Source organism: Mycolicibacterium insubricum (genome assembly GCF_010731615.1).
Lineage (GTDB): Bacteria > Actinomycetota > Actinomycetes > Mycobacteriales > Mycobacteriaceae > Mycobacterium > Mycobacterium insubricum.
In genome coordinates, this window is record NZ_AP022618.1 from 4,446,077 (window position 1) to 4,469,829 (window position 23,753).

Annotated in this window: 21 protein-coding genes; 11 read left to right on the plus strand and 10 right to left on the minus strand. The window is 68.7% G+C overall.

Features of this window, described 5'->3' with window-relative positions; genetic code table 11:
- Positions 1-49 precede the first annotated feature (49 nt).
- Positions 50-1,195 carry a thiolase family protein gene (locus G6N16_RS20915; RefSeq protein WP_083030404.1) on the plus strand — a complete coding sequence of 382 codons (1,146 nt, stop codon included), beginning with the start codon at positions 50-52 and terminating at the stop codon, positions 1,193-1,195.
- A 60-nt stretch (positions 1,196-1,255) separates the two neighbouring features.
- Complete coding sequence (locus G6N16_RS20920; RefSeq protein ID WP_197913114.1) at positions 1,256-1,927, plus strand: nitroreductase; 672 nt, start codon at positions 1,256-1,258, stop codon at positions 1,925-1,927.
- Between the two features lie 10 nt (positions 1,928-1,937).
- On the opposite strand, the gene G6N16_RS20925 is transcribed toward G6N16_RS20920, so the two are convergent.
- A complete protein-coding gene (locus G6N16_RS20925; RefSeq protein WP_083030405.1) occupies positions 1,938-2,792 on the minus strand; it encodes an SDR family oxidoreductase in 855 nt (284 codons plus the stop codon).
- Positions 2,793-2,852: 60 nt separating this feature from the next.
- Here G6N16_RS20925 and G6N16_RS20930 point away from each other — a divergent pair, with 60 nt between their 5' ends.
- The 3 genes from G6N16_RS20930 to G6N16_RS20940 are packed head-to-tail and all read left to right on the plus strand — an operon-like array spanning position 2,853 to position 6,847.
- The gene (locus G6N16_RS20930; RefSeq protein WP_083030406.1) at positions 2,853-4,100 is read left to right on the plus strand and encodes an amidohydrolase family protein; all 1,248 of its coding nucleotides are present in this window, start codon (positions 2,853-2,855) and stop codon (positions 4,098-4,100) included.
- A gap of 6 nt (positions 4,101-4,106) precedes the next feature.
- Positions 4,107-5,591 carry an aldehyde dehydrogenase family protein gene (locus tag G6N16_RS20935; RefSeq protein WP_083030407.1) on the plus strand — a complete coding sequence of 495 codons (1,485 nt, stop codon included), beginning with the start codon at positions 4,107-4,109 and terminating at the stop codon, positions 5,589-5,591.
- A 44-nt stretch (positions 5,592-5,635) separates the two neighbouring features.
- Positions 5,636-6,847 carry a CaiB/BaiF CoA transferase family protein gene (locus G6N16_RS20940; RefSeq protein WP_083030450.1) on the plus strand — a complete coding sequence of 404 codons (1,212 nt, stop codon included), beginning with the start codon at positions 5,636-5,638 and terminating at the stop codon, positions 6,845-6,847.
- A gap of 68 nt (positions 6,848-6,915) precedes the next feature.
- Here the strand turns inward: G6N16_RS20940 and G6N16_RS20945 are convergent, their stop codons facing one another.
- From G6N16_RS20945 to G6N16_RS20980, 8 genes are all read right to left on the minus strand, one after another.
- Positions 6,916-8,397 carry a PPE family protein gene (locus G6N16_RS20945; protein ID WP_083030408.1) on the minus strand — a complete coding sequence of 494 codons (1,482 nt, stop codon included), beginning with the start codon at positions 8,395-8,397 and terminating at the stop codon, positions 6,916-6,918.
- 26 nt (positions 8,398-8,423) lie between these two features.
- Positions 8,424-9,584, minus strand: a complete 1,161-nt coding sequence (locus G6N16_RS20950; protein ID WP_083030409.1) for an acyl-CoA dehydrogenase family protein — start codon at positions 9,582-9,584, stop codon at positions 8,424-8,426.
- A gap of 10 nt (positions 9,585-9,594) precedes the next feature.
- Positions 9,595-10,653 carry an acyl-CoA dehydrogenase family protein gene (locus G6N16_RS20955; protein ID WP_083030410.1) on the minus strand — a complete coding sequence of 353 codons (1,059 nt, stop codon included), beginning with the start codon at positions 10,651-10,653 and terminating at the stop codon, positions 9,595-9,597.
- 4 nt (positions 10,654-10,657) lie between these two features.
- Positions 10,658-11,497, minus strand: coding sequence for an amidohydrolase family protein (locus G6N16_RS20960; protein WP_083030411.1), 840 nt, complete (start codon positions 11,495-11,497; stop codon positions 10,658-10,660).
- Positions 11,476-13,104 (minus strand): AMP-binding protein, encoded by a 1,629-nt coding sequence (locus tag G6N16_RS20965; RefSeq protein WP_083030412.1) that lies wholly within the window; start codon positions 13,102-13,104, stop codon positions 11,476-11,478. The genes G6N16_RS20960 and G6N16_RS20965 overlap by 22 nt, the downstream gene beginning before the upstream one ends.
- Positions 13,105-13,112: 8 nt before the next feature.
- The gene (locus tag G6N16_RS20970) at positions 13,113-14,351 is read right to left on the minus strand and encodes an amidohydrolase family protein (protein ID WP_083030413.1); all 1,239 of its coding nucleotides are present in this window, start codon (positions 14,349-14,351) and stop codon (positions 13,113-13,115) included.
- A gap of 22 nt (positions 14,352-14,373) precedes the next feature.
- Positions 14,374-15,216 carry an enoyl-CoA hydratase gene (locus G6N16_RS20975; RefSeq protein ID WP_083030414.1) on the minus strand — a complete coding sequence of 281 codons (843 nt, stop codon included), beginning with the start codon at positions 15,214-15,216 and terminating at the stop codon, positions 14,374-14,376.
- 138 nt (positions 15,217-15,354) lie between these two features.
- Complete coding sequence (locus tag G6N16_RS20980) at positions 15,355-16,356, minus strand: dihydrodipicolinate synthase family protein (RefSeq protein WP_083030451.1); 1,002 nt, start codon at positions 16,354-16,356, stop codon at positions 15,355-15,357.
- Between the two features lie 95 nt (positions 16,357-16,451).
- Here G6N16_RS20980 and G6N16_RS20985 point away from each other — a divergent pair, with 95 nt between their 5' ends.
- Positions 16,452-17,144, plus strand: coding sequence for a TetR/AcrR family transcriptional regulator (locus tag G6N16_RS20985; protein WP_083030415.1), 693 nt, complete (start codon positions 16,452-16,454; stop codon positions 17,142-17,144).
- Between the two features lie 88 nt (positions 17,145-17,232).
- Here G6N16_RS20985 and G6N16_RS20990 read toward each other — a convergent pair whose 3' ends face one another.
- A complete protein-coding gene (locus G6N16_RS20990) occupies positions 17,233-18,135 on the minus strand; it encodes an enoyl-CoA hydratase/isomerase family protein (protein ID WP_083030416.1) in 903 nt (300 codons plus the stop codon).
- A gap of 55 nt (positions 18,136-18,190) precedes the next feature.
- On the opposite strand from G6N16_RS20990, the gene G6N16_RS20995 reads away from it, so the two are divergent.
- From G6N16_RS20995 to G6N16_RS21015, 5 genes are read left to right on the plus strand one after another with little or no spacing between them, the layout of a single operon-like run.
- Positions 18,191-19,039, plus strand: coding sequence for an enoyl-CoA hydratase/isomerase family protein (locus G6N16_RS20995; protein ID WP_083030417.1), 849 nt, complete (start codon positions 18,191-18,193; stop codon positions 19,037-19,039).
- A 34-nt stretch (positions 19,040-19,073) separates the two neighbouring features.
- Positions 19,074-19,904: an enoyl-CoA hydratase/isomerase family protein gene (locus G6N16_RS21000; RefSeq protein ID WP_083030418.1), complete on the plus strand. Its 831-nt coding sequence runs from the start codon at positions 19,074-19,076 to the stop codon at positions 19,902-19,904.
- Between the two features lie 10 nt (positions 19,905-19,914).
- Positions 19,915-20,715 (plus strand): enoyl-CoA hydratase/isomerase family protein, encoded by an 801-nt coding sequence (locus tag G6N16_RS21005; protein ID WP_083030419.1) that lies wholly within the window; start codon positions 19,915-19,917, stop codon positions 20,713-20,715.
- A gap of 2 nt (positions 20,716-20,717) precedes the next feature.
- Entirely contained in the window at positions 20,718-22,202 is a 1,485-nt protein-coding gene (locus tag G6N16_RS21010) for a class I adenylate-forming enzyme family protein (RefSeq protein ID WP_083030420.1), read from the plus strand.
- Positions 22,202-23,752, plus strand: a complete 1,551-nt coding sequence (locus G6N16_RS21015) for a class I adenylate-forming enzyme family protein (RefSeq protein WP_083030421.1) — start codon at positions 22,202-22,204, stop codon at positions 23,750-23,752. The genes G6N16_RS21010 and G6N16_RS21015 overlap by 1 nt, the downstream gene beginning before the upstream one ends.
- Position 23,753: the final 1 nt, after the last annotated feature.

Here is a 23,753-nt window from a genome sequence, read left to right on the forward strand (position 1 = left end):
GGCTACTGTAACTATTACGGTTGGACAGCCAATTCAAGGGAGAACCTGCGTGCACGACGTGGCGATCATCGGCGTGGGCCTGCACCCGTTCGGCCGGTTCGGCGAGAAGACGGCCATGCAGATGGGTGTGGACGCGATGCTCGCGGCGGTCGCCGACGCCGGCCTACAGTGGAGCGACATCCAGGCCGCGGCGGGCGGCAGCTGGACGGTCGCCAACCCGGACGCCATCGTCGGGATGATCGGCCTGACCGGGATCCCGTTCACCAACGTTTTCAACGCCTGCGCGACGGCCGCCAGCGCCGCCAAGGCCTGCGCCGACGGGATCCGCCTCGGCGACTACGACATCGGCATCGCCGTCGGCTTGGACAAACATCCCAAGGGTGCGTTCACCGAGGACCCCGCGCTGGTGGGCATGCCGCGCTGGTACGCCGAGAACGGCCAGTACCTGACCACCCAGTTCTTCGGCATGAAGGCCAACCGGTATCTGCACACCCACGGGATTTCCCAGCGGACCCTGGCCAAGGTGGCCAACAAGAACTTCCGCAACGGCGTGCTGAACCCGAATGCTTTCCGCCGCAAGGAGATCTCCGAACAGGACATCCTGGATTCGGCGATGCTGAACTACCCGCTGACCCAGTACATGTTCTGCGCGCCGGACGAGGGCGCGGCCGCGGTGGTGATGTGCCGTGCCGACATCGCGCACCGCTACACCGACACCCCGGTCTACCTGCGCTCGGTGGAGATCCGTACCCGCACCTACGGGGCCTACGAAGTGAACACCACCTTCGGTCCGGTCGAGGAGGTCCCGGCGCCGACGGTGTTTGCCGCCCGCGCGGCGTTCGAGCGGGCGGGCATCGGCCCGGAGGACGTCGACGTGATCCAGTTGCAGGACACCGATGCCGGCGCGGAGATCATCCACATGGCCGAGTGCGGATTCTGCGCCGACGGCGACCAGGAGAAGCTGGTGGCCGACGGCGTGACCGAGATCGGCGGAACCATGCCGATCAACACCGACGGCGGGCTGATCGCCAACGGCGAGCCGATCGGTGCGTCGGGCCTGCGGCAGATCCACGAGATCGTGCGGCAGTTGCGCGGCCAGGCCGGTGACCGTCAGGTGCCGGGCAATCCGCGGGTCGGTTTCACCCAGCTGTACGGGGCGCCGGGTACCGCGGGTGCGGCCGTTCTGACGCGCTGAGCCCGGTCAGGACGGCGGCGTAGTCTGACGGTTCCCGCCGCCCACACACCGAGGAGTCCGATGACGGCCATGTCGGTCACCGACGCGGTCGCCGGCCGTCGTGCGATTCGCGCGTTCGTGCCCAAGACCGTCGAGCTCGAAGTTCTCACCCGCGTGCTGGACAAGGCCCGCTACTGCCCGTCGGGATCGAACCTGCAGCCCTGGCAGGCCACCGTTCTCACCGGTGAGCCGTTGCGCGCTTTGCAGGAGAAGCTGGCTGTCGCCACCCCGCAGGAACCGGCGGAGTATCCGATCGTGCCGCCCGATGTCGGGGCGCAGTACACCGCCCGCACGGTGGCCCTGGGTGCCGCGCAGTACGCCGCGCTGGGTATCGACCGCGATGACGAGGCCGCGCGGACGGCGTTTCGCCGGCAGAACCTGGTCGGGTTCGGGGCTCCGGTCCTGCTGCTGTGCCATCTGCCGCGGATCATGGACCGCCCGCAGTGGTCAGACGTCGGGATGTGGCTGCAGACCGTCATGCTGCTGCTTCGGGAGGAGGGCCTGGACAGTTGCCCGCAGGAATCGTTGTCCAGTCACGCCCGGCTGATCAAGGAACACATCGGCGTCGACGACGCCACGCAGATCTTCTTCTGCGGCATGGCGATCGGGTACCGGGACGAGTCCCGGCCGATTAACAACTTCGAGCGGCCCCGCATCCCGCTGGACCAGCAGGTCAGCTTCCGCGGATTCTGAGCGGACCGTCTCAGGACTGCCGGTAGCCCGGCGGGTTGGCCGAATCGACCCACATGTCCACCCGCAGTTCGGTTCCCGGGCAGTAGTCGTAGACCGACAGGTCGGTGATGCCGGCCTCCAACAGCACGTCTTCGCACAGGAAGCTGTTGCCGGTGCACTCTGTGGCGGCCCTGGTGAAAATCGCATACGCCGCATCCGAGCAGACCTCGGGCTTGCGCGACTGGCGCATCGGGCCTTCCCCGCGCAGGTTCGCGATGGCCGCGGTGGCCACCGAGGTACGCGGCCACAGCGTGTTCGACGCGATGCCCCACTCCCGCAGTTCCTCGGCCAGACCGAGCGCGCATAGGCTCATACCGAACTTGGCCATGGTGTAGGCGGTCGGGGTCAGCCATTTCGGTTCAGTCCGGATCGGCGGTGACATGGTCAGGATGTGCGGGTTGGACCGCCCCCGCATGTGCGGGATGCAGGCCCGGGACACCGCATAGGTGCCACGGACCTGGATGCCGTTCATCAGGTCGAACTTCTTCATCGACACGCCGAGCACCGGATCGGTGTTCAGCGCCGAAGCGTTGTTCACGCAGAAGTCGATGCCGCCGAACTGCTCGGCCGCGCGCGCGACCGCGGCCTCGACCGCATCGCTGTCGCGGATGTCCCCGACGATCGGCAGCGCGTGCCCGCCGGCCTCCTCGATTTCCGCGGCGGCGGTGTAGATCGTGCCGGGCAGTTTGGGGTGCGGTTCGGCGGTCTTGGCCATCAGCGCGACGTTGGCGCCGTCGGCGGCCACCCGCTTGGCGATCGCCAGGCCGATCCCGCGACTGGCGCCGGAGATGAACATCGTCGTGCCCGATAGCGACGGTGTGGCCATACCCGAATACCTTACGGTAGTGTTTTCAGTGCGGTTCGGGTGGGCCACAGGGAGGCAGCTATGACACAGCCAGTTGAGCAGTTCCGGGATGCGCCGATCTTCGACGCCGACCAGCACATGTACGAGACGTCCGACGCGCTGACGAAGTACCTGCCGGAGCAGTACGCGCGGGCCGTGCAGTACGCGCAGATCGGCCGGCAGACCCGGGTGGTGATCAACAATCGGGTCACCGACTTCATCCCCAACCCGACCTTCGAGCGGGTCGCCGCGCCCGGCGCGCACGAGAAGTTCTTCGCCGGGGAAAACGTGGAGGGCCTGACCCTGCGCGAGATGCAGGGCAAGGCGATCGACGCGCCTCCGGCCACCCGCAACCCCGCCGACCGCATCGTCGAACTGGACCGCCAGGGTGTGCGCGAGGCGCTGAACTACCCCACGCTGGGCAGCCTGGTCGAACACTCCAGCGCCGACGACCCACAGCTGACGCTGGCCATCATCCATGCGCTCAACGCCTGGATCCTGGAGCACTGGGGCTTCAACTACGCCGGCCGGGTGTTCACCACCCCGATCATCAACCTCTCCGAGGTCGACGCGGCGCAGCGGGAGTTGGCCTGGGCGCTGGAGAACGGCGCCAAGGCGGCGTTGATCAAGCCCGGCCCGGTCAACGGGCTGCACGGCTGGCGCTCCCCCGCCCTGCCGGAGTTCGACCCGTTCTGGCGTGACGTGGAGGCCGCCGGACTGCCGATCGTGCTGCACGCGAGCTTCCCGCCGCTGGACGACTACGTCGGGAAGTGGGAGCCGCCCTACACCCAGAACTTCATGACCCAGAGCGCGTTCCGGTGGATGGTGCTGGGCCACCGGGAGATCGCCGACATGATCACCGCGCTGATCTGCCACGGCACCCTGACCCGGTTCCCGAAGCTGCGCATCGCCAGTGTGGAGAACGGCAGCGGCTGGATCATCCCGTTGTTCAACGACTTCGAGGATCTCTACAAGAAGATGCCGCAGAACTTCCCCGAGCATCCGCACGAGGTGTTCCGCCGCAACATCTGGGTCAGCCCGTTCTGGGAGGGCTGCGTCTCCGACGTCGTCAACACCGTCGGCTGGGACAAGGTGCTGTTCGGCTCGGACTATCCGCACCCGGAGGGCCTGGCCGAGCCCAAGGGCTTCTGGCGCTACGCCGAGGGGATGGACCGCCGGCGCACCTACGACTTCATGGGCGACAACGCCCGGCGGTTCATGGGCCTACCGATCACCAACCCCGACCCCGACGCGGTGCGACCGCCCCAGTTGACCGCAACCGGAAGCTGACCGTCGATGACCCAAACCACCAGTGACACCGGGATTCTCGCGGGCGACCCGCGGATGTTCGTCGGCGGGGAGCTGACCGGCGCCACCGGTGGCGCGCAGTTCGACGTGATCCACCCGGGCAACGAACAGGTCGTCGGCACCGCCGCCGACGGCACTGTGGCCGATATGGACCGCGCGATCGCCGCCGCCCGGCGCGCCTTCGACGAGACCGACTGGTCTCGCGACATCGCGTTCCGGCACCACTGCCTGATGCAGCTGCACATGGCGTTGGAACGCAACTCCGAGCGGCTGCGCCGTATCGTGGTCACCGAGGTCGGCTGCCCGATCAGCATCACCGGCAGCCAGATCGAGGACCCGATCGCCGAGGTCAAACACTGGGCCGACTACGGCCGCGACTTCGACTACCTGGTGGACACCGGCGTGCACCAGGCGGTGATGGGTACCGCGCGGCGCACCCTGGCGTTCGACCCGGTCGGTGTGGTCGGCGCGATCACCCCGTGGAACGTGCCGTTCTACCTCAACATCGCCGAGACGATCCCACCGTTGATGGCGGGCAACACCGTCGTACTCAAACCGGCCCAGCTGACCCCGTGGTCCGGATCGGAGTTGGGCCGCATCGTGGCCGAGGAGACCGACATCCCTGCCGGGGTGTTCAACGTGGTGACCTCCAACGCCAACGCGGTCGGTGCGGCACTGAGCGCCGACCCGCGGGTCGACATGATCACCTTCACCGGGTCGACGGCCACCGGCCGCGCCATCCTGGCCGCGGCCGCCCCGACGGTCAAGAAAACCATCATGGAGCTCGGCGGCAAGTCCGCCCACGTTGTGCTCGAGGACGCCAAGCTCGAGCGGGTGCTGCCGATGGCCGCCATGGTCGCCTGCGTGATGTCCGGGCAGGCGTGCATCATGGCCAGCCGGATCCTGCTGCCGCGCAGTCGCTATGACGAGGGCATCGAGATTCTCAAGGCCGCCATGGAGGCCACTCCGGTCGGCGATCCGTGGAACCCGGCGATCCTGCAGGGCCCGCAGATCAGCGAAGCGCAACGACAGAAGGTCCTCGGGCTCATCCGCGGCGGCATTGACGACGGCGCCCGGCTGGTCACCGGCGGCGGGACCCCGGAGGAGCTGCCGGTGGGTTACTACACCCAGCCCACGCTGCTGGCCGATGTGGACCCGAACAGCCAGGTCGCCCAGGAGGAGATCTTCGGGCCGGTGCTCACGGTGATCCCCTACGACAGCGACGACGAGGCCGTCGCGATCGCCAACAACTCCATCTACGGGTTGTCCGGCGAGGTGTCCAGCGCGGACAACGATCGGGCATTTGCCCTCGCCCGGCGACTGCGCACCGGTAACGTCACCGTGAACGGCCGCAGCCACTTCGGGCTCACCAGCCCATTCGGCGGTACCCGCCAGAGCGGGTTGGGTCGGCGCAATGGCGACGAGGGTTTCCGGGAATACCTGGAGATCAAGACGATCGGTCATCCGGCCTGAGCCGGGAGATCACGACGGAAGGCGGGTTGGGCGTGTACAAGCCGATGCAGGGTGTTCGGGTGCTGGAGGTCGCGCAGTTCACCTTCGTACCGGCCGCCGGGGCGATCCTGGCCGACTGGGGTGCCGATGTGATCAAGGTCGAGCACCCGGTGCGCGGTGACACCCAGCGCGGGTTCCTCTACATGGGCGGTTTCGAGATGCAAGCCGACCGGCACCCGCTGATGGAGCACCCCAACCGCGGCAAGCGCAGCATCGGCATCGACATCTCGACCCCCGAGGGCCAGGAGGTCATCTACGAGATCGCCAAGACCGCAGATGTGTTCCTGACCAACTACCTGCCCTCGCAGCGGCAGCGCAACAAGTTCGACGTCGAGCACATCCGCGCGGTGAACCCGAACATCATCTATGCCCGCGGTAGCGCCTACGGGGACAAGGGACCCGAGCGCGACACCGGCGGTTTCGACGGCACCGCGTTCTGGACCCGCAGCGGAATCGGGCACGCATTCACTCCCGAAGCCATCAAGGGCGCACTGTCCCAGGGTATTCCGGCTTTCGGCGACTCGATCGGCGGGATGAACATCGCCGGCGGTATCGCCGCGGCGCTGTTCCACCGGGACCGCACCGGGGAAACCGTCGAGATCGACGTGTCACTGCTTTCCACCGCGTGGTGGGCCGCCGGCGCAAGTGTCACCCACGGTATGGAGTCCGGGGAGACCATGCGCTCGCTCATGCCGGATGCCACCGCCTCGGTGAACCCGTTCATGTTCAACTACATGACCTCCGACGACGGCGTGATCAACCTGTGCATCGTGAGCCCGACCGGCTATATCGCCGACACCTGGGAGCATCTGGGCCTGCCCGAGCTGGCCGACGACCCGCGGTTCAACGACGTGATGCCGCTGATCCAGAACGCCGAGGAAGGGGTGCAGATCGTCGCCGAGGCGATCCGTGCCAAGCCGTTCGAATACTGGCGTCAGCATCTGAAGACCATGAAAGGCCAGTGGGCGCCGTTCCAGAGCCTGGTCGATCTGGGCACCGACGAGCAGGCGCTGGCCAACGACATGGTGGTCGAGGTGGAGGCCGCCGACGGCGGCAAGCCGTTCAAGGTGGTCCGCGGCCCGGTGCAGTTCAACCACGAACCGCTGGAGACCACCCGCGCACCGCAGGCCTCCGAGCACACCGAGCTGGTGCTGATGGACATCGGCATGGACTGGGACCGGATCGCCGAGCTCAAGGAGTCCGGCGCCATCGCCTGAGCCGGGATCGCCGGCGAACTGTGCATAGAGCTCCGCCGATGACGTCGTCGATGGCGGGCCCGCCTGATCTATCTTTGCGACCAGTCGGTGGGCAACATGGGTGCGGCCGGGGCCGCGTGCTCCTCGGCACCGAGGGTGGTGAATCCGGCTGGTGCACTTGTGGTTCCGCTCGCACCGAACCGCCCGGCCGATTGCGTCGTCACGCCCGTACCGACGAGTGCGGGCTCCGGCGCCCGCGGTTCGGAATCCTCGGCATCCATGAACTCATAGCGGTACCCGCGTTCGGTCGCATTGCCGCTCTGGCGCCGCTTGGCCCGCGCCTTGCGTCGCGCCGCCGATGCCGCAGCGGCGGCCGCGGCCGCGGCAGGCGCGCTCGCCGACGCCGACGCCTCGGCGTCGAGCCGGTTGCGCTGACCCGAACCGAAACTCGTCCACGGGCCGCCGCCGCCGACCGCGTAGGCCAAGGCTTCGACGCCGGTGGCCGCCGGCGGTGCCGGCACCGCCGGGACGGGTGCCGGCGCCGACGGAGCGGCCGGGGCCTGCGGGGCCGACGGCAGGCCCGCGACGGGCGCGGGAGTCGCCGTCAGCCCAGCCAGCGGCCAGTGCTGGCCCTGCCCGACGGCGACCTCCTCGGGCAGCACGTCCACAGGCGGGGTATCCACCACCGGCGCTATTGACGCCAGGCCCAGGGCGATCGGGATGGCGGCAAGCCCGGGCGTCGCCGCCAGGGCGTACAGCGGCGTGCCCATCAGGGCGAAGGTCGCGGTGTAGGCGAAGACGAAGAACATCGGGATCCACTCGGGGCTGAACAGCGCGCCGATACCACCGTCCTGAATCGCCTGGATCACCCCGCCGAAGGTGTTGATGGGGTCGAGGATCATCCGCTTGAGCATGGTCCACATGCTGGAGAAGTGCTCCGAGCCCGACAACAGCTGGGCGATGAGATCGTTCCCGTTGACCAGCGGGGCAACCAGGTCCGACCACCACTGCAGCGGATTGGACACTCCGTCGGCGGCCAGGATGGCCGGAGCCGAGGTGGTCTGCGGGTTGGCTGCGACGGCGGAGGTGGTCACCGTGTCGTAGACGGACATGGTGGTGGCGGCCTGGACCCACATCCGGACGTAGTCGGCCTCGTTGACCGCGATCGGAACGGTGTTGATGCCCAGGAAATTGGTGGCCAGCAAAACCCCGTGAATGACGTGGTTGGCCGCGATCTCGGCCACGGTCGGCATGGCCGCCAGCGCCGCCGTGTAGTCGCCGGCCACCGTCTCGTGCGCCGCCGCCGACGCCGCGGCGTTTGCCCCGGCCTGCTCCAGCCAGGCCAGATACGGCAGGTGCGCCGCGGTGTAGTCCGCCGCGCTGGGACCGTCCCAGGATCCGGCGGCCACCGCGTCGAGTACCGCGACGAGGTCGGCGGCCGTGCTGGCGTACGCGGCACTCAGGCTCGACCAGGCGGTCGCCGCGGCAAGCAGCGATCCGGGGCCCGGGCCGGTCGACAGGAGCGTCGCGTGAATCTCCGGTGGGAGCGCCATCCATACGGGTGCCGTCATGGCGGAGATTATTGCATAGCCTAACCTTACTTCGGTGGGACCGATCCGTAGCTCGGCTTCCCCAAACCCAGCACGTGCTGGGCGATCATGTTGCGGAAAACCTCCAGGGAACCGCCGTAGATGCCAGCCAGCGGGGCGAACCGGTACAGGTACTCCGAGGTGCCTCCGTCGGCGGCTCCCGGGGTCTCGATCGGCAGCACCGACGCGGCACCGGAGATGTCCATCAGGTCGGGCCCGATATCGCGCATGGCCTGTGCCTGGGCGACCCGGCCGAAGATGCTCGGGGTGGACAGCGCGGCCTCCAGCTTCGCCGCGCTGCGGCCCAACCGGTAGGCCACGGAGTCGTCGTCGACGTCGGCGACCGCGGCGACCGCGTCCAGCGCGGCGGACATGAAGCCGGCCTGGTGCGCCATGATCGCCGGGTCCGCCAAGCCGTCGGCGTCGGAGGCCACCGCCCCGTGTTCGGCGTCCAGCGGTCCGCGCAGCACGGTCCAGCCGCCTCCTGCCTCACCGAGTAGGTACTTCGGGTCCACCCGAACATCGCTGTAGTAGACGATGTTGGTGCGGTCACCGTCGATGGTGCGCAGGCCCTGAATCTCGATGCCGGGCAGGTCGAGCGGCACCAGGAACATCGACAGGCTCTTGTGCTTGGGCGCATCCGGATCGGTGTTGGTGATCAGGAAGACGTACTGGCAGTTGTGCGCGCCGGTGGTGAACATCTTCGACCCGTTGATCACCCACGCGTCGCCATCGCGCACCGCCCGCGTCTTGCAGGTGGCGATGTCCGAGCCGCCCTCGGGTTCGGTGTAGCCCAGGCACATCCGGACCTCTCCGGAGAACACCTTCGGCAGCACCTCGGCGACCACTTCGGGCTTGCCGAACATCTCCACCGCGTGGGCCACCAGCTGAGTGGTCCCCCAGGTCACCCACGGGGTGTGCACCCGGCGCTTCTCCAGTTCCCAGATGCGGCGGCGGATCCGGGAGAAACCGGCGCCGGCTTTGGTGCGGTACTCCTGTTCCAGGTAGCCGGCCTTGCCCAGGGCCAGGTGCACGTCCTCGTCGAAGTTGTCGCCGGTCTCGCGGTCCCGGCGGCGCACCTCCTCGGTGACGTGCTCGGAGAGGAATTCCCGGCTGTTGACCAGGAATTCGGTGTCTTCGGCGTCCAGTACGACGCTACTGAAGTCCATGCTCTTGCTCCTAGGCTGCCGGGGCCGGGTCGCCGGCCGATTCCCGTTGCGCGATGATCCGGCCGACGGCCTGGGCGGTCTGGCCGGGATCCCCGGCGACCAGCGGCCAGCCGCGCGCCCGCACCAGGTAGGCGGTCGCCGCGGCCTCGGTGGACACCCCGAGCCCGCCCTGGATGTGCACGGCCATGGTGGCGGCCTGGGCGGCCTCGGCGGCCATGAAGACGAAGGCGCAGCCGGGCAGTTCGGGTCGCTCGTCGGGCTCGTTGTCGAGGAACCAGGCTGCTCGCCGGGACAGGTTGCGCCCGCCCTGCACGACGATCGCCATATTCGCCAGCGGGTGCGAGATGGCCTGCAGGGTCCCGATCGGCACCCCGAGGGTGTAGCGGGTCTTCGCGAATTCGGCGGCGACCGTCATGGTCTGCTCCACCAGGCCGGCCAGCGCGGCGGCGGTCAGAATCCGCCATTCGTCCAGCGCCCGGGCGTATTCGGCCAGCGCCTCCTCGCCCGCGGCGAGCACGCTGCGGTGATCGGCGGTCGCCGGGTCGATCCAGGCCATCGGCAGCCGGCCGAGGTTGTCCACCCGGGGTGCCCGGGTGTCGTAGCCCAGCAGCACCACCTCGTCGCCGTCGGCGACGATGATCTCCTCGGCCACCGCGCCCGAACCGATCAACCGTGGTCCCCCGGGCCGCTCGGCGCGCACGTCGAGTCCCAGAATCCGTGCTCCGGAAACGATTTCGGGATCGGCGACGCCGAGTCGGGCGGCCAGTCGGGCCGCGCAGACGTGCTCGATCCAGGGCACCGGGGCCACGGCGCGGCCAATCTCCTCGGCGACCAGGGTCAGGTCGACCAGGGTGGCGCCGTCACCACCGGCGGACTCCGGCAGCGCCATCGAGCTGGCGCCCATCGCGCACAGTCGCTCCCACAAGCTCTTGTCGAATCCGGATTCCTCTGCAGCCCAGACCGTCTCGATCGAGCAGTGGGTGTCGAAGAATTGCCGGTAGGCGGCGATGAGGTCCTTGTGGTCCTCGGTCAGGCTGTAGTCGAGCCTGCGCAATTCGAAGCGATCCATCCGGTCACTGCTCCTGGGTCTCGAAGAAGAACTGCTGGGCATTGTTGTAGAGGTAGTTGTCCAGGACCTCCGGCGGGAGGTCGAGCGCATTGGCCTCGGGCACGACGCGGTTCTGTCGTAGCACCGGCCAGTCGGAGGCAAAGATGATCTTCTCGGTGCCCCGGGTGCGCATGTAGTGCAGCAGCTCGGCAGGCAGTCGTTTCGGCGACCACGCCGAGGTCATCAGACGCAGGTTGCGGTACTTGATCAGCATCCGGATCGCGATGTCCCACCAGGGATCCGCGCCGTGGATCAAGCACAGTTTGAGCTCCGGGAACCGCACGCACACCCGGTCGAGGTGGATGGGGTTCTGCACCTCACCCGGGATCGGCGGTCCGGGCAGCCCGGTGTTGACGCACAGCGGCAGCCCGATCTCGGCGCACTTGGCGTACAGCGGGTAGTACACGGCGTCGCTGGGCGGATACTGGCCGTCACCCCAGAAGCTGGGTCCCACCACCGCGTAGGTGATGGGCAAGTCGGCGGCCAGGGCGGTGAGTTCGCGCAACTGGGCGACCGGGCGCAGCAGGTTGACCCCGCCCATGGCCAGTGAGAACCGGTCCGGTCGCTGATCGACGAAGGAGCGGGCGGTGACCGACGGCTTGGCCAGGCTGTCCATCAGCACGGCCTTCTCGACGCCGTTGGCATCCATCTCGTCGAGCAGTTCGTTCAGTTCCACCGGGTCGAACATCGACGCCGGGCCCTTGAAGTAGTCATCGCGGACCTTGGTCATGAACTGCGGCTGTACGGCGGTCTCGCCGAAGTGCACGTTGACCAGGCAGTCGATCACGCGTCGTGGTGCTGACATGTATTCCCTTGCATCGCTTGTTGTTTTGCCCACCGGTAGTCGGCCTTGCCATTGCCCAGTCGCCGGATTGCGTCGACGACGATGAATTCCTTGGGGACCTTGAACCGGGCCAGCGTCTGTGCGCAGTGCTCGCGCAGCCCCTCGGTGTCGAGTTCGGTTCCCGGTTCCAGGGCCATCAGCGCCACCACCTCCTGGCCCCAGCGGTCGCTGTCGCGGCCGACCACCAGTGCGTCGGCGATGCCGGGGCGCGCGCGGAGCACCTCCTCGACTTCTTCGACGAACACCTTCTCGCCGCCGGTGTTGACCACCAGCGAATCGCGGCCGTAGAGCCGCAGGGTGCCGTCGGCCTCCAGTGCGGCGCGGTCCCCGGCGATCACCAGCCGGATGCCGTCGACGCTCGGGAAGGTTCTCTCGGTGGCGCCGGGGTCGTCGAAGTAGCCCAGCGGGATTCGGCCGGTGCGCGCGACCCAGCCGATCTCCGGGTCGCCGGGTTCCAGGAAGCGCGAGTAGTCCTCGGACAGCACCCGGCCGCCGTCTCGGAAGGTGAAGGTGTCGGTGCGCGCGCCCACCTGGCTGCGGCCGAACCCGACGTTGCCGGTCTCCGACGATCCGTACCCGTTGATCAACGTGATGGCGGGCAGTTGCGCCAGCAACGCCTCCTGGTTACGGATATTGGTGCCGGCGCCGCCGGTGCCGATCGCATAGAGCGCCGACAGGTCGTAGTCACCGCGCACCAGCTCCTCGGCGATGGGCCCTGCGTAGGCGTCGCCGACCATCGTCATCAGTCCGACACCCTCGCGCGCCGCGGTGTCCAGCACGTCGCGAGCATCGAAATGCTTTGCCGTGTCATGCAGTACCACGGTCAGCCCGTTGAGCACCCCGGCGAATGCGGTCCACAGTCCGGCCGCGTGCAGCAGCGGGGATACCGCGAACCAGGGCGGCCCTTGATACGCCATCTTCTGGTGGATCTCGGCGGGGCTGTCATGGTCGGCGCCGTTCATCGAGTTGACGTAGGCGTCGCCCTGCCGCCACATCACCGCCTTGGGCCGGCCCGTCGTCCCGCCGGTACACACCATGATCAGGTCGTCGGGGGACGGCTCGATCCCGGCGTCGCGCTCGCCGGCGGCCAGCGCGTCCTGCAGTGCGACGGCACCGGGCAGTTGCGGTGCGCCACTGCCGTCCTCGACGCTGATCAGCAGTTCACCGACGCCGGGCAGCACGTCGGCGAACTTGGCGCCCAGCCCGCGGTGGTAGATCACCCCGCGCGGTTTCAGGTAGGCCAGCAGCTCGGCCACCTCACCCGGGGTGTAGTGGTGGTTGACGTTGACCGGCACCACTCGCGCCTTGGTCGCGCCGATGACCATGTCCAGGTACTGATCGTTATACATGATCAGCGCGATCCGGTCCTGCCCGCACTCCCAGTTCGCCAGGTCGGCCCGCTCGGTGTGCGCGCCGAATCCCGTCTCCGCCAGGAAGTTCGCCAGCCTACGCGTGCGCTCGGCGGTTTCGCCGTAGGTGCTGCGACGGTCGCCGGAGACCGTCATCACCCGATCCGGCGCCACCGACGCAATCTCGTCGAGTACCGCCCCGACCGTCCATTCCGGCATGTCGCCCCTCAGTCGGAGAGCACGAAGTTCGGGCCCAGCAGGGTCAACGCGTTGTCGCGCATCACCATCCGCGTGTCCTCGTGGCTGAACTCCGGGAACTGCGGGATGTCGGCGGTGAAGGACGTCGGGTCGGCCAGTCCTTCACCGTGCGGCCAGTCCGAGCCGAACAGGATCTTGTCCACGCCGATGGTCGCGGCGAGCAGCTTCACGTCGTCCTCGTAGTACGGCGCGATCCACACGTTGTTGCGCAACTGCTCAACCGGGTCTTCCTTGTAGTGGTACGGCGCGTTGTTGGCCGACTTCTTCAGCCGCTTGATCAGCCGGTAGACGAAGTAGGAGCCGTTCTCGATGCTGACCACCTTGAGCTTGGGGTGGCGGGTGAAGACCTGGTGCACGATCATCGAGGCGATGGTGTCGTGGATGGCGCGGTCGTCCATGATCACCATGTCCAGCGGGTCGCGCTTGCCGAAGCCCTTGAACACGCCGCTGCCGCCCCACAGCGCCGGGATGGCCATGTATCCGGAGTCCGACAGGTGGAAGACCACCGGGACGCCGGCTTCGGCGAGCCGCGCCCACACCGGGTCGTGGATCGGGTCGCCGAGCGAGCGGGGCCGGACCAGCCCGGGCACCGGGGCGGGACGCACACAGACCAGCTTGGCGCCCCGGCTCAGCACGAAATCGACCTCCTCGACGGCCTTTTCGGGATCGGCGAGCGAGATGATGGGGGCGCTGACGACGCGATGGTCGGGGCGGTCGAAGCCCCAGTCCTCGTCGAGCCACAGGTTGAAGGCGTGCAGCGAGACCATGGTGGCCTCGATGTCGCGCTTGAGGCCCTCCTCCACCCCGCAGGCGAAGGTCGGCAGCATGAACACGGTCTGCAGATTCTGCTTGTCGAGCACCTTCACCCGGGCGTCGCGGTTCTGGTACTCGGGGTGATCGGCGAGCCGGTCCACCTTCATCAGCGAGGCCGGGTCCACCCCCTCGGGGATCTCGCCGCGGAACAATAGGTCCAGGCAGCCGGGCTCGATGATCGGGTCGAAAACCGGGTTCGGGATGAAGTGGTTGACCACGCCGCCGAACACCGCCAGGGTGCGCTTGCCGTCGGCCACCATCTGCACGCCGCGGCTGCGGAACTCTTTGGGCAGGTGCCGGGTGAACGCGTCGATGGGTTCGTAGTAGTGGTTGTCGACGTCGATGGCCAGGTAGTCCAGTTTCGCCGGGGCCGGCCGCGATTCCAAGGTGGTCATTTCTGCGTCCTTTCGGTGCTGTTCAGTCCTGGGCCGCGATCAGCGGCGGGAAGTTCGGCGGCCGCTTCTGGAAGAACGCGGTGATGCCCTCGATGAAGTCGGTGCGCTGCATCGAATCGTGCATGAGCTTCTCTGCCTTGTTGCTGGTTTCCACCATGCCGACCGCGGCGTCGGCGTAGAGCTGCTGCTTCATCACCGCCAGCGAGGTGGGCGAGCAGTTGCGCGCCATGTCGTCGGCGTATTGCAGTACGTGGTCCATCAATTCGGCGGCGGGCAGCACCTTGGTGACCAGGCCGAGTTCGGCGGCTTCCTCGGCGTAGAACGTCCGCCCGCTCAACAGCAGTTCGGTGGCCGCCCCCCAACCGATCAGCCGCGGCAGGATCCAGGAGATGCCGTACTCGGCGATCAGCCCGCGCCGGGCGAACGAGGTGGTGAATTTGGCGCCGGCGGCGGCGAACCGGATGTCGGCGAACAGCGCCTGGGACAGCCCCATCCCGGCGATCGACCCGTTGATGGCGACGACGACCGGCTTGCGCAACTGGGTCAGGAAGTACGGGTGCTTGGCGGCGACGAGGGCACTGACGTCGGTCTTGCCGGCGGATTCAACGGTGGTCGCCGAGATGGAGTCCAGGTTGCCCATGTCGGCGCCCGCGCAGAACGCCCGTCCCTTCCCGGTGACGACGATGACGCGCACCGCGGGGTCCGCCTCGGCGTCCTCGATGCAGCGGTAGAAGCCGGTGGACAGGGCGTTGCCCCAGGCGTTCATCCGTTCGGGACGGTTGAACGTCAGCACCGCCACGCCGGACTCGCGCACCTCGTAGAGCACCGCTTCGGTGCCGGCGGCCTGTTCGTCGGCGATGCCCATCTGGTCGGTCTCCTGCGCTGATCGACGGTCGCACACACGGCGCGTGTAATACATACTGTATACCTATCGGTACAGCATTCCGCAACCGTCCGGAGGCGGCCCGGGGCCGGTGGCGAACCACCAGCTCAGGACCATGTTTCAGACCAATCCCAGGTTCCGGTAGGCCCGCTCGATCTGCGCCTTCGCCGCAGCGGGCAGCGGCGCCTGCGGCGGCCGGGAATCCGGATGGTCACCGACCGGCAGCCCCAGCACCGCGGCGGCGTACTTGAACGCCCCGCCCCAGTGGGTGAAGTAGTCGGGCCGGCCGGGGTAGCAGGTGAACCAGGACCCGATCTCCATCTCGAAACGGTCCATGCCGGTCACCCGGGCGTGCTCGACGGCCTCTCCGAGACGGTCGGCGTACACCAGCTCCCAGTACTGCGACAAGATCGGCCGCTGCGGGGTCTCGTGCAAATAGCCGACGGTGCCCAGCTGAGCCGGCCCGACGATGCCCTCGCGCAGCCAGCCGGCCCGGTAGACCAGCAGGTCGCACTCCCAGATCACCAGATCGGGCGCCAGCGCGTGCAGCGCACGCGAGTTGCGCGGCCGGAACGCCCCCTCCTTGGTGGCGCACACCGCCGGGATCTCGTCGTAGATCCGGGCGCTCTCGGCAGCGCTCAGGACATAGCCCGAGGAGGGTGAATTGAACATGCCCAGCGCGATGTCGGTGCGGTCGGCGATGTAGCGGAAGAACCGCAGCGTGCCCTCGCCGCCGTGGGTCTCCATCATCGGGGTCTGGATGTAGACGATGTCGGCGCCCACCTCCTGGGCGTGCCGGGTCAGCTCCAGACAGTCCTGGACCGAGGTCGCCGCCGTGCAGGCCTGGACCACGAGGTCGGAATCGGCGGCCCGGCCCACCTCGACGGCCACCTCCAGCAGGCGTTTGCGCTCGGCGATGCTCAGCGACCAGAACTCGGCCACCCCGCTGGTGCACCACAGCATCGGATGCCGCAGATCGGCGACGCAGTAACGGACGAGTTCGCGGTAGGCGTCCCAGTCGATATCCTCACCGTCGACGCCGGCAAACGGCGTGTAGAGGGAATTGCCGATACCCCGCAGTCCCGTCCGGGCCCAGTCCCGGGCGTCTGCCGCACGCGCCATCGCGGCCTCCTGGATCCGATCGGCAGACACCAATACCGCCGTCGTCGTTACGATACGCTTTACCGTAGACCATTTTCGGACTGGGAGGTGCCCGCGTGGCAAAGCAGGCGACCGTCAAGCGGCAACGGCGCGAACGCGGGTCCATCAACCCCGACGACATCATCGAGGGCGCGTTCCGGCTGGCCGAGGAGATCGGCACCGACAACCTCAGCATGCCGCTGCTCGGCAAACACCTGGGCGTCGGGGTGACCAGCATCTACTGGTACTTCCGCAAGAAGGACGATCTGCTCAACGCGATGACCGACCGCGCGCTGGCGCAGTTCGCCGTGGAGAGCCCGTACGTGGAGGCCAGTGACTGGCGCGAGACGCTGCGCAATCACGCGCGCGCGATCCGCCAGGCGTTTCTGGCCAGCCCGATCCTGACCGATCTCATCCTGATCCGCTCGGCGCTGTCGCCGCGCGCGGCCGCACTCGGCATGCAGGAGGTGGAGCGTGCCATCGAGGGCTTGGTCGAGGCCGGCCTGACCCCTGAGCAGGCGTTCGACACCTACTCCGCGGTGTCTCTGCACGTCCGCGGATCGGTGGTGTTGCACCGGCTCTACGAGAAGAACCGCGAGATCGACGGCGGGCCCGGTGATTTCGAGGAGGCCTGGACCATCGAACCGTCCCGGGCACCGGTGCTCGCCCGGTTCGGCGAGGCCGGCCGGCGCATCGGCGCCGCCGACGACGCTAACTTCGAGTACGGGCTGGAGTGCATCCTCGACCACGCCGAGGCGCTGATCGGGTGATTCGGCGAGCGAAGGCGGAGTTGGCGCGAGCGCAGCGAGTGCCGGCGGAGCCGGAGAGAAGCCGGGATCACCCGCGACAAACCGGAGACTAAACCTCGGGCTCGGACACGTGGAAGTGCTCGTCGCGCAACCGGAACGCCTCGCGGGTGCCGTGCTCGGCGCGGGTCTTGACGAAGTTGAACTCGCCGGGGGCGAACTGCAGGTTGGTGCCGTAGGCGTGGAACAGGTAGCTGCAGACCTCTTCGGTCTGATACGCCTGACTCTGCTCGACCAGCCGGAAGGCCTCCTTGGCGATCACCACGCCGTCGGCGGGCATCTTGGCGGTCTTCTCCGCCCAGTAGCGGGCGCGTGCGGAAACCGCCTCCGGAGCGCAGGTTTCGGTGAAAATACCCAGATGCTCGATTTCACCGGCCGTCATGATGTCGCCGGTGAGCAGCATGCGCCGGGCCAGCACCGGACCGAGCCGGTGGAAGAACATGTGCAGGCTGCCCAGCGCCGGGCCCAGGAATCGGGTAGCCGGCATGCCGAGCCGGGTATCCCGGCCGACCACGGCGATGTCCATCATCAGCGCCATCTCGAAGCCGCCGCCCAGGGCGTAGCCGCTGATCTCCCCCACGGTGACCTTCGGGAACCCCATCAGGTTGTGGTAGAAGCCAAAGGTCTTGCGGTCCACGGTGAGTCGCCGGCGCTGACTCGGCCGGGACTTGCGGACGGCCGCGGCGTCCGCCGGCTTCTCGGCCTTGTCCCCGTACCAGCCGTAGGCGTTGTTCATATCGGCGCCGGTGGAGAACACGCCGTCGGCGCCGCGCAGCAGCACCACCGTCAGATCGTCGTCTTCGGCCACCGCGTCCAGACAGCGCTCCAGCGCGTCACGCATGGCGGCGTCGTAGGAGTTGCGCCGCTCGGGGCTGTTGAGCGTGATGGTGGCGATGCGCTGTTCATAGTCGACATCGAAAAGCACGCGCGGATCGGTGGTGTCACTGGCGGGCATGCGGTGGCCCTTCCTTGCTAAGGTGTGTTCAGTCGGCAATCGTAGCTCATACTGTATGGGTCTCGGTAATGGTTCTGGAAGGCGGGCGGCAACCTTGACAGCGGACTCCGGCGACGACGGCGCGGTACACGTCGAGCGCGACGGCGCAATCCTGCGCATCACCCTGAACCGCCCGCAGCGCCGCAACGCGCTGTCGCATTCGATGATCGATACCCTGGTGGCGACGCTGTCGGTCGCCGCCTACGACGACTCGCTGCGCGCCATCGGCATCACCGGCACCGGTGAGCACTTCTGCACCGGCGCGGACTGGGTCGCCACCAACGCCGCCGGGAACCGACCGCGCACCGGCGATCTGGTGCGCCGCATCCCGCACACCGCCCACCGGCTCATCGAGCTGATCACCGGCATCCAGCTGCCGGTGGTGGCCAGCGTGCGGGGCTGGGCCGTCGGGCTCGGCGCCAACCTGGCCTTGGCCGCCGACTTCACCATTGCCGCCGATACCGCGACCATCTGGGAACCGTTCCTGGACCGGGGATTCAGCCCGGATTCCGGGGCCACCTGGCTGCTGCCCCGGCTGGCCGGCATCGCCCGGGCCCGGCGGATGCTGCTGCTGGGCGAGAAGGTCGACGGCATCCGGGCGGTCGACTGGGGCCTGATCCACGACCACGCGCCGGAGGAGGAACTCGACGCTCGCGCCGAGGAGCTGCTGGCCCGGCTGGCCGCCATGCCGACCGTCGCGCTCGGCCTGACCAAGCAGGCGCTGGCGTTCGGCCAGCAGGCCGGCCTGTCCCAGAGTCTGGACCGTGAGCTGTCCAACCTGGAACTGTCCTGCCGCACCACGGATTTCAAGGAAGGCCTGGCGGCCTTCCGGGAACGCCGCGATCCCGATTTCACCGGCCGCTGAGGCCCACCGACCACCACCACCGAAGGGACTGCCCATGTCGGCACCACCGGCACGCTCCACCACCGACCACGACACCATCGGCTATCAGGTCGACGGCCACACCGCCACCATCACCCTGAACCGCCCCGAGGCACTCAATGCGCTGAGCCCGCACATGATCGAGGAACTGCGCGCGGCCTACGACGAGGCCGAGAACGACGACAACGTGTGGCTGCTGATCGTCACCGGCACCGGCCGGGCGTTCTGCACCGGGGCCGACGTCAAGGAGATCCCCGACGACGGCAAGGTCATCTATTCCCGCCCCTACCTGTCCACCTACGATCAGTGGGAGGCCCCCCAGGAGGGGACGCCACCGTTTCGCCGGATGGCCAAGCCGGTGCTGGCCGCGATCAACGGGATCTGCTGTGGCGCAGGCCTGGACTGGGTCACCACCGGCGATATCGTCATCGCCTCGGACCGGGCCACGTTCTTCGACCCGCACGTCTCCATCGGCCTGGTCGCCGCCCGGGAGATGGTGCGGCTGGCCCGGGCGCTGCCGCGCACTGTAGCGCTGCGGATGGCCCTGATGGGCAAGCACGAGCGGATGAGCGCCGAGCGCGCCTACGAACTCGGCATGGTGACCGAGGTCGTCGAACACGACCGGCTGCTGGAACGCGCCCACGAGATCGCCGCCGCGGTCAACTCCAACGCCCCGCTCGCCGTGCGCGGCACCCGGTTGGCCATCCAGAAGACCCTCGACCTGCCGCTGCACGAGGCCGAGATCCTCGCCGAGACCTTCCGCGAGCGGGTGGTGCGCACCGAGGACGCCAACGAGGGACCGCTGGCCTTCGTCGAGAAGCGCGCCCCGAACTGGCAGTGCCGGTAGGAGATCGAACATGAGCACCCAACCCTTCGAGACGATCCTGCTGGAGTTCGACCGCGCCGCCAAGGTCGCCACCATCACGCTGAACCGCCCCGAGCGGCTGAACGCGTTCAACCGCACGCTGTGCGAGGAGATGGCCGCGGCGTGGCGGATCGTCAAGCTCGACGAGGCGACCCACGCCGTGGTGCTGCGCGCCGCTGGGCAACGCGCCTTCAGCGCCGGGCTGGACATCAAATCCTCCTACGGCCAGCCCGACAACGTCTGGAACCACGAGGATCCGGGCGAGCTGCTCAGCCCCAAGTGGCAGAAGATGTTCAAACCCGTCGTCTGCGCCGTGCAGGGCATGTGCACCGCGGGGGCGTTCTACTTCCTCAACGAGGCGGACGTGGTGATCTGCTCGCAGGACGCCACCTTCTTCGACTCCCACGTCAGCACCGGCCTGGTGTGCGCACTGGAGCCCATCGGGTTGATGCGCAAGGTCGGGCTGGCCCAGACCCTGCGAATCGCGTTGATGGGCAACGACGAACGGGTCAGCGCCGAGACCGCGCACCAGATCGGGCTGGTCACCGAGGTGGTCACCGCCGACGAGCTGTGGACCCGGGCGCACGAGATCGCCGCCACCATCGCCGCCAAACCGCCGTCGGCGACCCAGGGCACGGTGAAGGCCATCTGGGAGTCCCTGGACCGGCCGTACCGGGCCGCGATGGAACAGGGCCTGATCTACACCCGGCTGGGCAACCCGCTGGGCCAGGCCGAACTGGCCGCCTCCCGCGCCGACGGCGCCCCGGTCAAGACCGAACCCCGGATCCGCTGACCGTGCACCCGCTGAGCAGACGCATCGCCGAGGTCCTCGCGCTCGACCCCGCGGCTTCGGCGATCCAGTACCAGGGCGGCTGGTCGAGCTGGGCAGAACTCGCCGCGGCGGCCGACGCCGTCACCGAGGTAGTCCGCCGGCACGCCGCCGGCGGCCGCATCGGGATCATGCTGCGCAATCAGCCCGCCCACCTGGCGGCGTTGCTCGGCGTGCTGATGGCCGGTGCCACCGTGGTGGTGATCAACCCGTCCCGCGGCGACGACCGCACCCGCGCCGACGTGGCGGCCCTGGAGCTTCCGATGCTCATCGGGCTGGCCGACGATCTGGCCAACCTGGGCTCCGGATCGCCGGCCACCACCACGGTGACGATCACCGACCTGGCCTCGGCCCCGGTTATCGAGCCCGCCACCGACGCCGAACCCGATCCCGGCCGGCCCGGGGTGGCGGTGTGGATGCTGACCAGCGGGACCACCGGGCCGCCGAAACGGGTAGATCTGACCTACGACATGCTGGCCCGCAGCGTCATCGGTCGCGACCCGGACAACGCTCCCGCGCCGACCGAGCTACGTCGCGGGGTGGCGATCGTCAACTCCCCGCTGGTGCACGTCGGCGGGGTGTTCCGGGTGCTGCTGTGCCTGGCCGAGGCCCGGCCGTTCGTGCTGCTGCCCCGCTTCGAACTCGGGCCGTGGATCGCCGCGGTCCGCGAGCACCGGCCCAAGGCGGTGTCACTGGTGCCCGCCGCACTGCGGATGGTGTTGCATTCGGAGCTGACCCGCGACGATCTGGCCGGGGTGGTGGTAGCCACGTCCGGCACCGCACCGCTGTCGGCCGACGACGCCGACGCGTTCACCGAGAAGTTCGGCATACCGGTGCTGACCTCCTATGCGGCAACCGAATTCGGCGGCGGCGTGGCCGGCTGGACCCTGGAGGACCACCGATGCTACTGGGCGACCAAGCGCGGCAGCGTCGGGCGGGCCAATCCCGGTGCGGGGCTGCGGGTGGTCGACGGCACCGGAACGGTGCTGGGCCCCGACGAACCCGGGCTACTCGAGGTCAAACCCGCCCAACTGGGCTCGGGCACCGACTGGATCCGCACCACCGACCTGGCTCGCATCGACGCCGACGGCTTCCTGTACATCCTCGGCCGCGCCGACCAGGCCATCATCCGCGGCGGGTTCAAGGTGATGCCCGACGACGTGCGCGCCGCACTCGAGAGCCATCCGGGCGTCCGGGGGGCCGCGGTGGTGGCCCGCCCCGACCCCCGGCTGGGTGAAACACCGGTCGCCATGGTGGAATTGCGCGACGACGCCGACCCCGCGCCCGATGACGCGGCGCTGGCCGAGTATCTGCGGCCGCGCCTGGCCGGCTATGAGATCCCGACCGAGATCGCCGTCGTCGCCGACATTCCCCGCACACCGTCGGGCAAGGCGGACCTTTCTGCGGTGCGGGCGCATTTCGCCGCCCCGGTGACCGCCGACGGTCGGTGATGCAGCTCCCTGTCACCACGGTGGGTGAGGCGCTGGCCCGCCGGCGCTCGACCGCCCACCCCCTGCTGGTGTGCGACGGCGAACGTCTGGGCTACGCCGAGGCCGATGAGCGTTCGGCGCGGCTGGCGCGGAGCCTGGTGGCACTCGGTGCCGGGAAGGGCACGCACGTCGGCGTGCTGTTCCCCAACGGCGCGGCGTTCGTGGTGGCGGCGCTGGCGGCGGCCCGGATCGGCGCGGTGGTGGTGCCGTTCTCCACCTTCAGCACCCCAGCCGAACTGCGCCGGCAGCTGCGCGCCGCCGACGTGGCGATCCTGCTGGCCACCGGGGGCCACCGCGGCAACGACTTCCGCGGGCACCTCGGGGAGATTCTCGGCCGCGAGCTGTCCGATCTCGCCGGGCCGCTGCTGAATCCGGAACTCCCGCAGCTGCGCTGGCTGTCGTTCGACCTCGCCGTGCCGGAACCCGACGCGGTTTCCGCCGAACTGATCGCCGCGATGGCCGACGACGTCACCGGCGCCGATCCGCTGGCGATCATCTACACCTCCGGCTCCACCAGCGAACCCAAGGGCGTCGTGCACACCCACGCGGGCCTGCTCGGTCACCAGGACAACCTCAACGCCATCCGCGGCCTTTCCGCCGACGACCGGCTGTTCTGCAACTCACCGTTCTTCTGGATCGGCGGGTTCGCGTTCGGCCTGCTGGCCACCCTGGTCGCCGGCGCGGAGCTGGTGTGCTCCAACGCGACCGACCCAGGAGCCATCCTGGACCTGATCGAGGCCGAGCGGCCCACCGTCACCAACGGGTTCATCGCCGGGATCGCGACGCTGACCCGTCATCCCGGGTTCGCCGGGCGCGACCTGTCGAGTCTGCGGCGCGGCAACCTCTACCCGATCATGGCCCCCGAGTGCCGGCCGGCCGATCCCGAGCTGCGCCACAACATGCTCGGGCTCACCGAGGGCGGCAGCGTCGTCCTGCTCGACGGCGACGAATCCGACCAGCCCGAGCACCGCCGGGGATCCTACGGCCGGCCCGCACCCGGATTTTCCGCCAAGGTGATCGACGCCGCCACCGGCGCCGAACTCCGGGCCGGTCAGGTCGGTGAATTGTGCCTGCGCGGGCCGTATCTCATGGCGGGCTACTATGGCCGCCGTCGCGAGGAGTGCTTCGACGACGACGGCTGGTTCCACACCGGCGATCTGGTCCGCACCGACGACGACGGCTACTTCTACTACCTGGGTCGCGCCGGCGCGATGATCAAGACCGCCGGCGCCAACGTCGCACCGCCCGAGGTCGAACGGGCCATCAGCGCCGTCACCGGCGCCCCGGCGTACGTGCTGGGCCTGCCCGAAAAGACCCGGGGCGAGATCGTCGCGGCCGTCGTCGTAGCGGACGACCCGGCGGCGTGCGACGTCGAGGCGCTGCGCAGCGAGCTGCGAAACACCCTGTCGGCCTACAAGGTTCCCCGCCGGATCCTGGTGCTGCGGGCCGGCGAGGTTCCGCTGCGCTCCAGCGGTAAGCCCGACCTGCCCGCCCTGCGGGCGCTGTTCTGAC

Coding starts and splice junctions, on each gene's coding strand:
- G6N16_RS20970 (WP_083030413.1), bottom strand. CDS start 14,351: ATGACCACCTTGGAATCGCGGCCGGCCCCGGCGAAACTGGACTACCTG.
- G6N16_RS20950 (WP_083030409.1), bottom strand. CDS start 9,584: ATGGACTTCAGTAGCGTCGTACTGGACGCCGAAGACACCGAATTCCTG.
- G6N16_RS21005 (WP_083030419.1), top strand. CDS start 19,915: ATGAGCACCCAACCCTTCGAGACGATCCTGCTGGAGTTCGACCGCGCC.
- G6N16_RS20995 (WP_083030417.1), top strand. CDS start 18,191: ATGGGTCTCGGTAATGGTTCTGGAAGGCGGGCGGCAACCTTGACAGCG.
- G6N16_RS20945 (WP_083030408.1), bottom strand. CDS start 8,397: ATGACGGCACCCGTATGGATGGCGCTCCCACCGGAGATTCACGCGACG.
- G6N16_RS20960 (WP_083030411.1), bottom strand. CDS start 11,497: ATGTCAGCACCACGACGCGTGATCGACTGCCTGGTCAACGTGCACTTC.
- G6N16_RS20935 (WP_083030407.1), top strand. CDS start 4,107: ATGACCCAAACCACCAGTGACACCGGGATTCTCGCGGGCGACCCGCGG.
- G6N16_RS21015 (WP_083030421.1), top strand. CDS start 22,202: ATGCAGCTCCCTGTCACCACGGTGGGTGAGGCGCTGGCCCGCCGGCGC.
- G6N16_RS20925 (WP_083030405.1), bottom strand. CDS start 2,792: ATGGCCACACCGTCGCTATCGGGCACGACGATGTTCATCTCCGGCGCC.
- G6N16_RS20975 (WP_083030414.1), bottom strand. CDS start 15,216: ATGGGCATCGCCGACGAACAGGCCGCCGGCACCGAAGCGGTGCTCTAC.
- G6N16_RS20940 (WP_083030450.1), top strand. CDS start 5,636: ATGCAGGGTGTTCGGGTGCTGGAGGTCGCGCAGTTCACCTTCGTACCG.
- G6N16_RS20955 (WP_083030410.1), bottom strand. CDS start 10,653: ATGGATCGCTTCGAATTGCGCAGGCTCGACTACAGCCTGACCGAGGAC.
- G6N16_RS20980 (WP_083030451.1), bottom strand. CDS start 16,356: ATGGCGCGTGCGGCAGACGCCCGGGACTGGGCCCGGACGGGACTGCGG.
- G6N16_RS20965 (WP_083030412.1), bottom strand. CDS start 13,104: ATGCCGGAATGGACGGTCGGGGCGGTACTCGACGAGATTGCGTCGGTG.
- G6N16_RS20920 (WP_197913114.1), top strand. CDS start 1,256: ATGACGGCCATGTCGGTCACCGACGCGGTCGCCGGCCGTCGTGCGATT.
- G6N16_RS20990 (WP_083030416.1), bottom strand. CDS start 18,135: ATGCCCGCCAGTGACACCACCGATCCGCGCGTGCTTTTCGATGTCGAC.
- G6N16_RS20930 (WP_083030406.1), top strand. CDS start 2,853: ATGACACAGCCAGTTGAGCAGTTCCGGGATGCGCCGATCTTCGACGCC.
- G6N16_RS21000 (WP_083030418.1), top strand. CDS start 19,074: ATGTCGGCACCACCGGCACGCTCCACCACCGACCACGACACCATCGGC.